14 protein-coding genes are annotated in these 15,125 nt (G+C 36.7%); 10 read left to right on the top strand and 4 right to left on the bottom strand.

What is annotated here, in order from left to right; translation table 11 throughout:
- Window positions 1-276: 276 nt before the first annotated feature.
- From WMO18_RS09100 to WMO18_RS09085, 4 genes are all read right to left on the bottom strand, one after another.
- Complete coding sequence (locus WMO18_RS09100) at window positions 277-591, bottom strand: hypothetical protein (protein ID WP_211147735.1); 315 nt, start codon at window positions 589-591, stop codon at window positions 277-279.
- A gap of 178 nt (window positions 592-769) precedes the next feature.
- On the bottom strand, window positions 770-1,975 hold the full coding sequence (locus WMO18_RS09095) for an aspartate kinase (RefSeq protein WP_211147736.1): 1,206 nt from the start codon (window positions 1,973-1,975) through the stop codon (window positions 770-772).
- A gap of 65 nt (window positions 1,976-2,040) precedes the next feature.
- On the bottom strand, window positions 2,041-3,258 hold the full coding sequence (locus WMO18_RS09090; RefSeq protein WP_138157229.1) for a homoserine dehydrogenase: 1,218 nt from the start codon (window positions 3,256-3,258) through the stop codon (window positions 2,041-2,043).
- Window positions 3,259-3,303: 45 nt separating this feature from the next.
- Window positions 3,304-5,715 carry a transglycosylase domain-containing protein gene (locus WMO18_RS09085; protein ID WP_367286553.1) on the bottom strand — a complete coding sequence of 804 codons (2,412 nt, stop codon included), beginning with the start codon at window positions 5,713-5,715 and terminating at the stop codon, window positions 3,304-3,306.
- Between the two features lie 263 nt (window positions 5,716-5,978).
- Between WMO18_RS09085 and WMO18_RS09080 the strand changes: the two genes are divergently transcribed.
- From WMO18_RS09080 to WMO18_RS09035, 10 genes are all read left to right on the top strand, one after another.
- Window positions 5,979-6,296, top strand: a complete 318-nt coding sequence (locus WMO18_RS09080; RefSeq protein WP_211147738.1) for a hypothetical protein — start codon at window positions 5,979-5,981, stop codon at window positions 6,294-6,296.
- A 286-nt stretch (window positions 6,297-6,582) separates the two neighbouring features.
- Window positions 6,583-7,533 carry an enoyl-[acyl-carrier-protein] reductase FabK gene (gene fabK / locus WMO18_RS09075; RefSeq protein WP_211147739.1) on the top strand — a complete coding sequence of 317 codons (951 nt, stop codon included), beginning with the start codon at window positions 6,583-6,585 and terminating at the stop codon, window positions 7,531-7,533.
- Window positions 7,521-8,423 (top strand): ACP S-malonyltransferase, encoded by a 903-nt coding sequence (gene fabD / locus WMO18_RS09070; protein ID WP_211147740.1) that lies wholly within the window; start codon window positions 7,521-7,523, stop codon window positions 8,421-8,423. The genes fabK and fabD overlap by 13 nt, the downstream gene beginning before the upstream one ends.
- Before the next feature lie 16 nt (window positions 8,424-8,439).
- Entirely contained in the window at window positions 8,440-9,183 is a 744-nt protein-coding gene (gene fabG / locus WMO18_RS09065; protein WP_022504715.1) for a 3-oxoacyl-[acyl-carrier-protein] reductase, read from the top strand.
- Between the two features lie 33 nt (window positions 9,184-9,216).
- On the top strand, window positions 9,217-10,458 hold the full coding sequence (gene fabF / locus WMO18_RS09060) for a beta-ketoacyl-ACP synthase II (protein WP_211147741.1): 1,242 nt from the start codon (window positions 9,217-9,219) through the stop codon (window positions 10,456-10,458).
- Window position 10,459: 1 nt separating this feature from the next.
- Complete coding sequence (accB, locus tag WMO18_RS09055; RefSeq protein WP_211147742.1) at window positions 10,460-10,972, top strand: acetyl-CoA carboxylase biotin carboxyl carrier protein; 513 nt, start codon at window positions 10,460-10,462, stop codon at window positions 10,970-10,972.
- Between the two features lie 93 nt (window positions 10,973-11,065).
- The gene (locus tag WMO18_RS09050) at window positions 11,066-11,476 is read left to right on the top strand and encodes a 3-hydroxyacyl-ACP dehydratase FabZ family protein (protein WP_022504718.1); all 411 of its coding nucleotides are present in this window, start codon (window positions 11,066-11,068) and stop codon (window positions 11,474-11,476) included.
- A 27-nt stretch (window positions 11,477-11,503) separates the two neighbouring features.
- On the top strand, window positions 11,504-12,853 hold the full coding sequence (gene accC / locus WMO18_RS09045) for an acetyl-CoA carboxylase biotin carboxylase subunit (protein WP_211147743.1): 1,350 nt from the start codon (window positions 11,504-11,506) through the stop codon (window positions 12,851-12,853).
- A gap of 72 nt (window positions 12,854-12,925) precedes the next feature.
- The gene (gene accD, locus WMO18_RS09040) at window positions 12,926-13,798 is read left to right on the top strand and encodes an acetyl-CoA carboxylase, carboxyltransferase subunit beta (protein WP_022504720.1); all 873 of its coding nucleotides are present in this window, start codon (window positions 12,926-12,928) and stop codon (window positions 13,796-13,798) included.
- Window positions 13,798-14,583 carry an acetyl-CoA carboxylase carboxyltransferase subunit alpha gene (locus tag WMO18_RS09035; RefSeq protein ID WP_211147744.1) on the top strand — a complete coding sequence of 262 codons (786 nt, stop codon included), beginning with the start codon at window positions 13,798-13,800 and terminating at the stop codon, window positions 14,581-14,583. The genes accD and WMO18_RS09035 overlap by 1 nt, the downstream gene beginning before the upstream one ends.
- The last annotated feature ends 542 nt before the right edge of the window (window positions 14,584-15,125 follow it).

Below are 15,125 nucleotides of genomic sequence, written 5' to 3'. Positions count from 1 at the left end.
GGAGGGATAAAACTATAAATTAGATGAATTAATCGGTTATTATCTAATTTATCTACATTACATAATCATCCCCACAACCCCAAATTTGTTGAATTGTTTTTAGAATAGCATAATCAAAATTGAACCCCAAAAAATTTGTTTGATTATTTTAACTCACAATTAAAATTGATAAATAAAAAAGCTAACTGATTTAGAATCAGTTAGCTAATGAGTTTAGAACATATAATTAAAAATACAAGTCTATTAATTATATAAGTCTATTAATTGAAAATTATTTTAGTCTATAGAATCATCTGTTGAGGTATCGGCAGTTTTTTCTGTAGGCTTTTTCTTTTTTGTGTAATCACAGTAGAAGTCATCAACTTCACCAAGTGCCTTTTTCTTAATAACTCTACCGTTGCCAATCATAATGCCACCAACTAAAAATAGTAAAACCCCAATAATAACAGAGGCTCTGCCTAGTGAACCTACACCGGTAAATACAGTTGCAAAAACAATTAATCCCAGTATTACAAGTGCAGTACCAACAACAATAAGAGCATCATATGTATGATATTTATTTAGTATAAGTGTTTCTTTTTCGTCTTTCATAATGTCCTCCAAAAAGGTTTATAAATATAGTTTAACATTATTAGTGGTAAGTGTCAATAAATATAGAGTAATTGATTTCTAAATATAAACAAAGTTTTAGGGGAGAGGATTATATATAAAAAGGGACGAACTAAGTTCGCCCCTGAATAATTTAAATGTAAGTTAATACTAATAAATATTAGTCAAAGAACTTATCGTGAATTGCAGAAACAGCTCTGTCAGCATCTTTCTTAGCAATAAGAACAGATGTCTTAATTTCAGAAGTAGCAATCATCTGAATGTTAACATTGTTGTTGTAAAGTGCTTCAAACATCTTTGTAGCAACACCGGCATGGCTTTCCATACCTGCACCAACAATAGAAATCTTAGCAACCTCCTTGTCAAGTGTTACTTCTTCAAAGCCTAGAGCATCTTTGTTGTCGTTTAGAGTGTCAACAGCTTCCTGACCCTTATCAGCAGCAACAGTAAATGCAATATCCTTTGTGCCTTCAGTACCAACAGACTGAAGAATAATGTCAACATTAATATCCTTTGCTGAAAGCTTTGAGAATACTTTGAAAGCAAAGCCTGGTTCGTTTGGAATACCCTTTATTGAAATTCTTGCAATGTCGCAGTCCTTAGCAACACCTGAAATAATCATTTTTTCCATCTTTGGTTTCTCCTTTACTATTGTACCTGGTTTATTAGTAAGACTTGAAAGTACTTCAAGTTCAATTCCATATTTTTTAGCCATTTCTACAGAACGGTTGTTTAGAACCTGTGCACCAAGAGTTGCAAGTTCTAGCATTTCGTCATAAGAAATTTCCTTTAGCTTAATTGCGTTTTTAACTTTTCTAGGGTCAGCTGTGAATACACCTTCAACATCTGTGAAAATCTGACATAGGTCAGCGTGTAGAGAAGCTGCAATAGCAACTGCAGATGTGTCACTACCACCTCTACCTAGAGTTGTTAGGTCTTCGTGACGGTTAATACCCTGGAAACCGGCAACAACAACAACCTTGTGTTGGTCAAGTTCCTGACGAATTCTCTGACCATCAACATTCTTAATTCTAGCTGATGTGTGTGCTGATGTTGTCTGGAAACCTGCCTGCCAGCCTAGTAGTGAAATTGCCGGTACACCAAGCTTTTCACAAGCCATAGCAAGTAGTGAAATTGAAATCTGCTCACCTGAAGCAAGTAGCATATCTCTTTCTCTCTTGTTAGCCTCTGGGTTGATTTCCATTTGCTTTGCAATGAGGTCATCTGTTGTATCACCTTGAGCAGATACTACAACTACAACGTCATTACCCTTTTTGTAAGTGTCTGTTACAATCTTTGCAACATTAAACACTCTTTCGGCATCGGCTACTGATGAGCCACCGAACTTTTGTACTATAAGTGCCATTTCCTATCTCCTTATTTTCCACCTAAGTGAATTTTTATATAGATTTAAAATGATAAACTAATTAATTATAGGTTGCCAATTCTAATAGCAGAAAGAACCTTTTCACCATTTTCGTTAAGCTTAGCAATCTTTTCTTCAATTTCACCAAACTTATATTCCTGTGTCATAAGAACTGTGTTGCCATCAGCCTTCATAATTTCTGAATCAGGGAATAAGCTTTGTGCCATTTCACCCTTACCGGCAACTCTTATGTACATTGCTGTCTTACTATCTTTATATGAAGCAACCTGACTTCCGTCACTATCTGTCCAGAAAATTCTCTTTCTAGCCTTTAGGTGCTTTGCACAGTCAACAACATCGGCTACAACTGCTGATGCAGTAGGTAACTTACCGGCACCCTTACCGTAGAACATTACATCACCTGTACAGTCACCCTTAACTAAGATACCGTTAAATACATCGTTAATGTCTGATAGGATACAATCCTTTGAAAGTAGCATTGGAGCAACAAGAATGTCTAGTTTGCCATCTTCTGTTTTCTTAACATCGCCGATTAATTTGATAACATAGTTTAGGCTATCGGCATACTTAACATCATCAAGTGTGATTTCTGAAATACCCTTTGTGTAAACATTGTCAGGATAAATGTGCTTACCAAATGCAAGAGAAGCAAGAATACAAATCTTTCTACAAGCATCATGACCTTCAATATCAGCTTCAGGATTTCTTTCGGCATAACCTAAGTCTTGAGCTAACTTAAGAGCATCTGAAAAATCCATATTATCGTTAATCATCTTACCAAAGATGAAGTTTGTTGTACCGTTTAAGATACCGGCAATTTCGTCAACTTCATTTGCTACTAAGCACTGTGAAAGTGGTCTGATAATTGGAATACCACCACCAACTGATGCTTCAAATAAGAAGTTAGCATTGTTTTCTTTTGCTACTGCAAGAAGTTCTGCTCCATGCTTAGCAACAAGTTCTTTGTTAGATGTTACAACGCTTTTACCTGCCTGTAAGCATCTCTTAACAAAGTCATATGCAGGGTTTGTACCACCCATAACTTCAACAACAACTCTTACTTCAATGTCATTTACAATGTCCTCAAAGTTCTTTGTAAATCTGTCTGCCAGTGGGCTGTCAGGAAATTCTCTTAAGTCAAGAATATGCTTAACATAAAGTTCCTCACCAACTGCTTTGAAAAGTTTCTGTTTGTGTGTTGTCAGAATTTCTGCTACACCTGAGCCAACTGTACCGTGACCCATAATTGCTACTGAAATCATATCTGTACCTCTCTTGTATATTTATCTTGTTTTGTAAAATCTTAGTTAGTTTGCAGCTCCTGTAGTTGCTACCGGTTCATTGTTGTTATTCTGGGCAGGCTTTGTTTCAGGAGCTTTAGTTTCAGGTGCTTTAGTTTGTTGATTTTCCTGTGAAGCAGGTTCATTTTCTCCACCACTTTCGGTTGCACCCTGAGTTGTTGCGTCATAGTTATTATAATCGTTATTATCGCTATAAGCTGTTGTGTAGTTGTTATAGTCAGTGTAGTTGTTGTTGTAACTATCATTGCTATAAGTGTCATCATTGTTGTAGTAAACTGTACCACTGTGGTCACCGTAACAATAGTCAGGCTTCTTATCCTTAAAGTAATAACCTGTTCTTGTGTTTGAACAATATGATGAAGCTAGTAGACCGGAATCTACACAATAAGAAATTTCTTCCATATCAGCAGGGAAGTTGTAAGACTTTTTCTTTTTACCCTTTAGATACTTTGACATAACTGTCTGGAAGTTCTTTGCTGCGATAGATGTATCCGGGTTAGTTGCCGGTGTATCAAAACCTGTCCATACTGCAAGTGTTGCATATGGAGAACAACCACAGAACCAGCTATCCTTATCATCATTAGTTGTACCTGTTTTACCGATAATATCCCAACCGTCAATTCTGGCATTATATGCCTGAGTGTTGTGGGAAGTAGTAACGTTGAAGTGAAGTTCTCTGTTCATAATGGCAGCAGTTTCATCAGAGTATGCTTGTTTTGGCATTTGGTCTCTCTTGTCAATAACAATCTTGCCGTCATTATCAGTTACATAGTAGTAAGTGTATGGTTCATAATACTGACCACCATTGCCAAGGTACTGATAGGCAGCTGCCATTTCTCTGGCAGTAACACCACCTGTCATACCACCGATAGACAATGCACCAACTTCTTTACCGTCTTGTTCATCAAGGTGAGTAAAGCCCATTAGCTGAGTAACCTGTTTATATGCAGCAGCAGGTGTGATTTTGTCCATAACCTGAGCAGCTGTTGCGTTTGAAGAAATTTCGATAGCATCCGGAAGTGACATTGTACCTTTGTAACCGTAATACCAGTTGGTAGGACCTGCCTCGGCATATCCGTCTGTACCAACCTTATAGTCATCTAGCGGTTCGTCTTCTACCAGTGAACCATAAGTTAGAACATTGTGTTCAATAGCATAAGGATAAACAACTACCGGCTTAATAGAAGAACCGGGCTGTAGTGCAGCAGATGTAGCTCTGTCAAAAAGATTGTTACTTGTTTTCTTTAGGGAAGAACCGGTAGTAGCAACAACTCTACCATCATATTCCATAAGAGTCATAGCAGTCTGTAGTCCTGCAACATCATTTTCTGTGTTAACACTTCTACCAACCTTTTCGATATAGTTCTGCATCTTAGCATCCATAGCACAATAAATCTTTAGGCCTTGTGTTGAGATCATTCTTTGTGCAACATCTTCAGAAATATCATTCTGCTTTGCTAAATCCTTCTTAAGGTCATTCATAAGTTCTTCAATATACCAGTTCTGAACATAGATTTCTTCTTTTTCTTTCTTTTGGTTATATCCGACGAACTTCATATTCTTGGATTCTTTCATTGCGTCTTCATATTCTTTTTTTGTTATCTTACCTTGTTTGTACATTTCCTTGATAACAATTTCTCTACGCTTCTTGTTGTTTTCAGGGTAGATAAGTGGGTTCCATTGGCTAGGGTTCTGTGTGATACCAGCAATAGCAGCACACTGAGCAATAGAACACTTCTGAATATCTTGACCAAAATAAAGCTGAGATGCAGCCTGAACGCCTTGACAGTTGTTACCGAAGTTTACAACATTTAGGTAGGCCTCAAGAATCTGGTCCTTAGTGTATTCCTTTTCAACATTTAAAGCTCTGAAGATTTCTCTAATCTTACGATTTAGGGAAACCTGATTGTCATCAGTAAGGTTCTTGATTAACTGCTGAGTGATTGTTGAACCACCATAGCTACTTGAACCTGATGAAAGGGAAAGTATAGCACCGGCAGTTCTCTGCCAGTCAACACCATGGTGTTCATAGAAACGCTTGTCCTCGATTGCAACCATAGCATCTTTCATATGCTGAGGAATGTCCTTAAAGTCAACCCATACTCTGTTTTCTGTGTCGTAAATGGATTGATATTCCTTAAACTCACCATCATCGTTTTGTACATAAATGTGGCTGGTTAGATTTAGACTTGCAGCAACCAGGTCAATGCCTGTTGGTTCAGAGGCAATGCCAAAAATATATACCCCTAGGCTGATACCTACAGCAACAATAGCACATACGAAAACCATAAAAATGGTGAATATAGCTTTTCCAATACCTGAAAATACTACTTTACTAGTTCCTTTTTTGTCGTGTTCGATTTCACTTCTACCAGAAGGTTTCTTAGTACTCATCTTACTGATATCAGTTTCTCTCAAACCGACCACCTCCTTTTTAAGGCAATATTCTGTTTTATTTGTAATTTTATTATGTACTTTATCTACATTATAATTTTTCAATATATATGTAAAACATAACAGATTACATTGTACCATATTATCATACAAAAATAAACCTATTTTTTACTTTTTCTTTATATGTGCAAAAAAAATCTTTTAATATATGAATATTCGTATATTTTTATGAAAAAATAATTCCTTGAAGGAATATTTTTCTAATTATGTGAAAGGAAGTTGAACATATGAAGGAATATGTAGCTATTATCCTAACCGGATGTATTCTCTTTGCATCGGTTTTTGTGTCAGCAAATTTTGAACTTAAGGAGGAAGAATTTGCTCAAACTTTAAGTCAGCAAAAGGCTACTGCATCAGAAATTTATTATGTGAAAAATTACAAAGGTTATGTTTCGGTTTTTAAGAAAAATGAAAAATCCCCAATGATAAAAACAGATACTCTTGTTAGTTCTTTGCCTTATGATGACCAAGATAAATTAAAAGAGGGAATAGAGGTTAATGGAGATACTTCTCTGAGAAAATGTTTGGAAGATTTTTGCAGTTAGCTTTAGTTGAGTGTGAAAACAGTTTTTTAAAATAAAGTATATGCAAAAACGGTTAATTAATAGACAAAAACATATAATTATGATTAATAATACACAAAATTTTAAGTTATAAAAACCTTTTAATTATGAACTATAAGAGGAAAAACAAGGGCGCAGTTCATTGACAATAAGGCTTTTTTATAGTACAATAACAAAGATTGGAGAATTGTGCCCTTTTGCAATTTTGCAAAAAGGTTTATCTACTAAAACTACCTATTTTCTAGGTTGCGTAAATTGGAGGTACATAATGATTGATACTGTTATTAATAAAGAATTAGGTATTCAATACCCTATTTTTCAAGGCGGTATGGCTTGGGTTGCTGATGCTTCTTTAGCTTCCGGTGTTTCAAATGCCGGTGGCCTTGGTATTATCGCTGCTATGAATTCTAACGGAGAACAACTTCGTGCAGAAATTAAGAAATGTAAAGAAATGACTGACAAACCTTTCGGTGTAAACATTATGATGATGTCACCATTCGTTGATGAAGTAGCAAAGGTTGTTGTTGAAGAAGGAGTAAAGGTTGTTACAACAGGTGCCGGTACTCCTACAAAATATATGCCAATGTGGACTGAAGCAGGTATTAAGGTTATCCCTGTAGTTGCTTCTGTTGCACTTGCAAGAATGGTTGAAAAGCGTGGTGCTTTTGCAGTCATTGCCGAAGGTGGCGAAAGTGGTGGTCATGTTGGTGATTTAACTACAATGGCTCTTGTACCTCAGGTTGTAGATGCAGTTAATATTCCGGTTATTGCAGCCGGTGGTATTGCTGACGGCAGACAGATTGCTGCTGCATTTATGTTAGGTGCTAAGGGTGTACAGGTTGGTACAAGATTCTTAGTATGTGATGAATGTACTATCGCTCATGAATATAAAGAAAAGGTCCTAAAGGCTAAGGATATTGACACTGTTGTTACAGGTAAGCGTCTGGGTCATCCTGTTCGTTCAATCAGAAATAGCTTTACTAAGGAATATCAGGCTTGTGAATATGACCGTACAAATTGTGATGATGAAAAGCTTGAAAGTATGGGTACAGGTAAGCTAAGACTTGCAGCTCGTGAAGGTGATGTAAAGAACGGTACTGTACTAGCCGGTCAGGTTGCTGCTATGGTTAAGAAAGAACAACCTGCTAAGGAAATTATTGAAGAAATGTTTACTCAAGCTGAGGAAACACTAAAGGGAGCTACACAATGGGTAAAATAGCATTAGTATTCTCAGGTCAGGGTGCACAGTATCCCGGTATGGGTAAAGAATTATATGATTGTTCTCCTGCTGCTAAGGCAGTTTATGATATGGCTGACTCTATCAGAGAGGGTACAAGCAATCAGTGCTTTAACGGTACAAAGGAAGAACTTTCTGTTACAGTAAACACTCAGCCTACAGTTTTTACTGCCGATCTTGCTGCTGCTGAGGCAGTTAAGGAAAAAGGCATTAAGATTGATTATGTTGCAGGTTTCTCATTAGGTGAAATTGCAGCACTTGGTTTTAGTGGAATTATGAGTTACGAAGATGCTTTCAAACTTGTTTGTAAGAGAGCAGAATTAATGGATAGAGCAGCAAATGAAACTCCCGGTACTATGGTTGCAGTTATGAAGCTAACACCTGAAAGAATTGAAGAAATTGCTTCTGAATTTGATGAATGTTGGCCTGTTAACTACAACTCACCTGCACAGACAGTTGTTGCTATGAACAAAGATAACCTTGAAGCTTTTTGTGAAAAGATTAAAAGTGAAAAAGGTAGAGCAGTACCTTTAGCAGTAAGTGGTGCATTCCACTCACCTTATATGGCTAAGGCAGCTGTTGGTCTTGGTGAATATTTAGCAGATATGACACTAAATGAACCAACTATTCCACTTTATGCAAACTATACAGCAGAAGAATATAGTGGGGATTATAAGTCACTTATTACTAATCAGTGTAAGAACCCTGTAAAGTGGCAGAAAACAGTAGAGAATTTAATTGCAAATGGTGTTGACACATTTATTGAAGTTGGTGTTGGCAAGACTCTAACAGGTCTAATTAAGAAAATTGACAGAAATGTTACTGCAATTAAGGTTGAAAATAAAGAAGATTTAGATGCACTAAATGTGTAAGAAAAAGGAGAAGTATATGAAGTTAGAAGGTAAGATTGCTCTTGTAACAGGTGGTTCAAGAGGTATCGGTTTTGCTACTTGTAAGAAGTTAGCAAGTGAAGGTGCAACAATTATTATTACTGATATTTGTGACGAAGAAAAGGCAGCTCCTGCTATTAAAGAACTAGAAGAAATGGGAGCAAAGGCAAAGTTCTATAAGAGTGATGTTTCAAACTTTGAATCAGCACAGGAAACTGTTAATGCAGTTATTAAGGACTTTGGTGGTCTTGATATTCTGGTTAACAATGCAGGTATTGTTCGTGATATGCTTATGGTTAAGATGACAGAAGCTGATTTTGATGCAGTTATCAATGTTAACCTAAAGGGTACTTACAATATGATGAAAGCAACTTATAAGCACTTTATGAAGCAGAGAAGTGGTAGAATTATTTCTCTTGCATCAGTTGTTGGTATTATGGGTAATGCAGGTCAGGCTAACTATTCAGCATCAAAGGCCGGTATCATCGGTCTAACAAAGTCAGTTGCAAAGGAACTTGGTGGCAGAAATGTTACAGTTAATGCTATCGCTCCTGGTTATATTGCCACAGATATGACAGATCAGCTTTCTGATAAGGCAAAGGATATGATTTCAAGTGGTATCCCAATGAAGAGAGCCGGTTCTCCTGAAGATGTTGCAAATGCAATTTGTTTCCTAGCTTCTGATGATGCTTCATATATTACAGGTGAAGTTCTAAGAGTTGACGGTGGTATGGCAATGTAATTTGCCTTAAATTTACGAAGAAAGGTAGCTAATATGAGAAGAGTAGTAGTAACTGGTATTGGAGCAGTGACTCCGGTAGGTAATGATATGAAGACAACTTGGGACAACCTTGTAAACGGTGTTTCAGGTATTGACTTTATTCCTGAAGAACGCTTTAGTACAGAAGGTCTAAAGGTTAAGATTGCCGGTTTAGTTAAAAATTTCGAACCAACAAAGTATTTTGAAAAGAAAGATTTAAGAAAGAACGATTTATATACACAGTATGCAGTTGCAGCAGCAACTGAAGCTGTAGAAGACAGTGACATCCTAGGTAAGATTGAAGAAGATAACTTTGGTGTTTATGTAGGTGCCGGTATCGGTGGCCTTGATAGTTTCTATAAGAACTCTATCAATATGGAAAAGTTTGGTGCAAGAAAGGTTAGCCCTTTCTTTATTCCAATGATGATTGCTAATATGGCCTCAGGTACAATCGCTATTAAGTTCAAGGCAAAAGGTCCTTGTGTACCAATCGTAACTGCTTGTGCAACAGGTGCAAACTCAATCGGTGAAGCTTTCCATGCAATCAGAGACGGTTACTGTGATGCAATTATAACAGGTGGTGCAGAAGCTGCAGTTTCTCCACTATCAATTGCCGGTTTCCAAAACTGTAAGGCACTTACAACAAGAAATGACCCTAAGAATGCATCTATCCCATTTGACAAGAACCGTGATGGCTTTGTTATGGGCGAAGGTGGCGCTTGTATGATTCTTGAAGAATATGAACACGCTAAGGCTCGTGGTGCTAAGATTTATGCTGAAATTGCCGGTTATGGTAACACTTGTGATGCTCACCATATTACTGCTCCTGATGCAACTGCTGAAACTCCTGCAAAGGCAATTAAGGTAGCTATGAAAGAAGCTAATGTTACAGGTGATGAAGAATGGTACTGGAATGCTCACGGTACATCAACTCACCTAAATGATGTAACAGAAACAAAGGCTATCAAGAAGGCTCTTGGTGAAAATGCTTACAGAGTAAATGTTTCTTCAACAAAGTCAATGACAGGTCACCTATTTGGTGCTACCGGTGCATTAGAAGCTATTGTTTGTACACTTGCTCTAAAGAATGGTATTATCCCACCAACAATCGGCTACACAGAAAAAGATGAAGAATGTGACCTTAACTACACACCTAACAAGGCAGTTAAGAGAGATGTAAATGTTGCAGCATCTACTAACCTTGGCTTTGGTGGTCACAATGCTTGCCTAATCTTCAAGAAGTTTATGGAGGACTAAGATGGAAGTTTTTAAACTAAAGAAGTATGACCTTGATGATGTTAAAAGATTAATTGAACTTGCTAATAAGAACGATTTAAGTGTTCTTGAAATAGAAACAAAAAAGGGCAGAAGAATTCGTATTGAAAAGAATAAGCCTGTTGCTCCTGCAGTAGCTTTTAATGCTGCTGCCCCAACACCTACTGTTGCACCTGCTCCTGTACAAGCTCCTGTAATAGAAACTGCACCTGTACAGCAGTCTGCTCCGGCTCCTGCACCTACAACTGCTCCTCAGCCTACAGGCAAAACAATTAAAGCACCTATGGTTGGTGTTTTCTATAAGGCAGCATCTCCTGAAGCTGAACCATATGTAACCGTTGGTAAGACAGTTAAAAAGGGTGATACAGTTTGTATCATTGAAGCTATGAAGCTAATGAACGAAATTCAGGCAGAAGAAGATGGCACTATTAAGGAAATCCTTGTTAAAGATGGTGACATTATCGAATACGGTCAGCCACTTTTCGTTATTGAATAATTTTACATAAAAAATTTGTATGGGCGAACATTGTTCGCCCCATTATGCATTAATATGTAAAAATAAATTACAACTAAAGAAAGGTAATTTAAAATGAATCAAGAAGAAATTAAGCAGATTTTACCTCATAGAGATAATATGCTACTTGTTGAAAGAGCAGAATTAACAGGTGAAAATGAGGCAAAAGGTTATTATACAATTAAAGGTGACGAATTTTTCTTAAAAGGTCACTTCCCGGGTAACCCTGTTGTTCCCGGTGTTATTCTTTGTGAAATGATGGGACAGGCCAGTTGTGTACTTCTTGCTGATAAGGTAAAAGGTGGCACACCTTACTTTACAAAGTTAGATGGTGTTAAGTTTAAGAAACCTGTTCTACCCGGTGACACATTGGAAACTGTTGCTACAGTTACAAGAGTAAGGGCACCATTCTATTTTATTAGTACAAAGGGTTATGTAAACGGCAAACTTCATGTTCAGGCAGAAATGTCATTTGCTGTAAAGTAAAACTCCTAGAGGATTGGAGATTTAAAAATGTTTTCAAAAATTTTAATTGCAAACCGTGGTGAAATTGCAGTAAGAATTATCAGAGCTTGTAGAGAAATGGGTATCAGCACAGTTGCTATTTATAGTGAAGCTGATAAGGATGCCCTTCATGTATCATTAGCTGATGAGGCCTATTGTGTTGGTCCTGCTCAGGTAGGGGATAGTTACTTAAATATGCTTAATATTTTAACAATAGCTGTTTCTTCCGGTGCTCAGGCTATTCACCCGGGATACGGACTTCTTTCTGAAAATGCAAAGTTTGTTTCTCTTTGTGAAAAGTGTAACATTACTTTCATTGGTCCATCTTCTCAGATGATTGAGGACCTTGGTGACAAGGATAAAGCAAGAAAAACAATGCAAAAAGCCGGTGTACCTGTTACTCCCGGTACAGAAGTTATTGAAGATGAAAATGAAGCTAAAGCAGCTGCCGGTAAGATTGGCTACCCAATTCTTATTAAAGCTCGTTCCGGTGGTGGCGGTAGAGGTATCCGTCTTGTTGAAAAAGAAGAGGATTTCCTGAATGCTTTCAGAAGTGCATCAAGTGAAGCCAAAAGTGCATTTGGTGACAGTGGTTGCTACATAGAAAAATTCCTAAAACCGGTTAAGCATATTGAAATGCAGTTGCTTTGTGATAAGCACGGCAATGTTCTATGCCTTGGTGAAAGAGAATGTTCTGTTCAGAGAAAGAACCAAAAGTTAATTGAAGAAAGTCCTAGCCCATCAATTACTCCTGAAATCAGAGCAAAAATGATGGATGCTGCTACTAAGGCTGCTAAGGCAGTAAACTACAATTCAGTCGGTACAGTAGAATTTCTACTTGATAAGGACAAGAACTTCTACTTTATGGAAATGAATACTCGTTTACAGGTTGAACACGGTGTTACAGAAATGGTAACAGGTCTTGACTTAGTACAGTGGCAGATTAGAGTTGCTGCCGGTTGTAAGCTTGATAAAACTCAGGATCAGATATTCTTCCATGGTCACGCCATTGAATGTAGAATTAATGCTGAAAATCCTGACAAGGACTTCCGACCATCTTGTGGTAAGATTACAAAGCTACATATTCCGGGTGGTTCATTTGTTCGTTTTGATACTGCTATTTATCAGGATTATGTTATTCCACCATTCTATGACAGTATGGTAGGCAAGGTTATTGTTCAAGGCAGAACTCGTGATCTTGCTATCAGAAAGATGAAGATGGCACTTTCTGAACTTTCAATCAGTGGTATTGACCACAACAGAAACCTACAGATTGAAATTCTTTCTGCTAAAGAATTTATTGATGGTTCTTATACAACTGATTTTATCGAAGAATTTGAGAAGAGAAGAAAAAAGTAATTGTATCAAAGTGAAAATCGTGTTATAATGTGCTTATATAGTTTTTACGAATAATTTACGAAATGGGTGATTATGTTGGATTTATTTACTTTTTTAAAACCAAAGAATGAACTTGAGGGTTCTAACCAATCAAATAACTCAGTGCCATTTGTTCCTGATTCAATGTGGGTAAAGTGTCCTGCTTGTAACAATATGCTTTTGGCAAGTGATTTGAAAGAAAACCTTAGTGTTTGCAGTAAATGTAATCATCACTTTAGAATGACTGCTAGGGAAAGAATTAAGATTGTTGCCGACAAGGGTACTTTCGTTGAAATGGATAAGGATATGGAAAGTACAGATATTCTTAATTTTCCTAACTACAAAGAAAAACTAAGAATTGCTAAAGAAAAAAGTAATGAAAAAGAAAATGTAATCACAGGTACTTGTAAAATCGGTGGCAATGATACTGCAATTTGTGTTATGTCATCAGACTTTATGATGGGTTCTATGGGTACTGTTACCGGTGAAAAGATTACAAGAGCTATTGAGTATGCTACAGACAATAGACTACCTATTGTTATTTTCACAGTTTCAGGTGGTGCAAGAATGCAGGAAGGTGTGTTGTCGCTAATGCAGATGGCAAAGACTTCCGGTGCAGTAAAGCGTCACAGTGATGCAGGGCTTCTATATATTACTGTTCTAACTGACCCAACAACAGGTGGTGTTACTGCTTCATTTGCTATGGAGGGTGACATTATCCTTGCTGAGCCAAAGGCTCTTGTTGGATTTGCAGGACAGAGAGTTGTTGAACAAACAACCCACACTAAACTTCCTAAGGGTTTCCAAAGATCAGAATTCTTACTTGAAAAAGGTTTTGTAGATTCTGTTGTACAGAGAAAAGATATGAAGAAAACTCTTGCTTATCTTCTTTCTATTCACAATCCTAACAAGGAGGTTCAAGAATAATGAATGCTTATGATAAGGTAATGGCAGCCAGAGACTCTAAGAGATTAACTGCCGTTGATTATATTAACAAAATGTTCGGTTCATCATTTATTGAAATGCATGGTGACAGAAGATTTGGTGATGATAAGGCTATTGTTGGTGGTTTAGCAATGCTTTATGACCAACCTATCACAGTTATCGGTATTGAAAAAGGTAGAAATACTAAGGAAAGAATGAACCGTAACTTTGGTTCTGCTAACCCAGAGGGTTACAGAAAAGCATTAAGACTTATGAAACAGGCTGAAAAGTTCCACAGACCTGTATTTTGCTTAGTTGATACCAGTGGTGCTTATCCCGGTATCGGTGCTGAGGAAAGAGGTCAAGGTCTTGCTATTGCTGAGAACCTTATGGAAATGATGACATTAAAGACACCTGTGCTTTCCATTATTATCGGTGAGGGTGGTTCAGGTGGTGCTTTGGCACTGGCAGTTGCTGATGAAGTTTGGATGCTTGAAGATAGTATTTATTCAGTAATTTCACCTGAGGGTTGTGCATCAATTCTATGGAAAGATAGTTCAAAAGCACCTGAGGCTTCTAACTGCTTAAAGTTAACTTCCCACGATTTGTTTGACCTTGGTGTTATTGAAAGAATTATTCGTGAACCTGTTGATAGTGATGATAGAAAAATGTTTGAGGGACTAAAAATGCTGGTTGCCAGAACATTTGAGAAAAATATGGCTGTTGACACAGATAAACTTATTGATACAAGATATGCTCGTTTCCGTAAGTTTGGCAAGAAAGATTAATTTCTAAATATATAAATTATGGCTTTCATTACATTGTAGTGAAAGCCTTTTTTGTTATAGCAATTTAATATAGTGAATTTCCTATATAATAGTCTGTGGTAGTTGACTTATTAAAAAAATAGGATTATAATATAATTACTTGTGGGATTCCTGACTCCCCCTCAAGTGAAAATGTTAAATGTTAATGTTTTTTTGATGAATGTAGTATTTTTCTATACCTCACTATCAAAAATACACAGCAACAGCACAACGAAAGTTGTGCTGTTGTTGTTTTATATAAGTTTTTATTCTATTTAAATTGTAAAGATAAATCTTTTATTATATATCCGGTTTAATATAATTATATGTTTTTTATTTTGTTTATGTGTAAGTTTAGTTAGATAAATTTGGGCTTTTCAATTTTTCTGTGAGTAAAGGTGAGATTGATAAATTAGGTTTTTTCAATTTTGTTTGTGGGTAAAGGTAAGTTTGTTTTAAATTTAATTGTCTATAAAGAAAAATTTATAGTGAGATTATGCATTTTAAATCATATATAACTATGA

The sequence above is a fragment of the Ruminococcoides intestinihominis genome (genome assembly GCF_040096285.1).
Taxonomy (GTDB): domain Bacteria; phylum Bacillota; class Clostridia; order Oscillospirales; family Acutalibacteraceae; genus Ruminococcoides; species Ruminococcoides intestinihominis.
The sequence above is the reverse complement of the archived record's forward strand: the minus strand, read 5'-3'. Positions and strand labels throughout refer to the sequence as shown.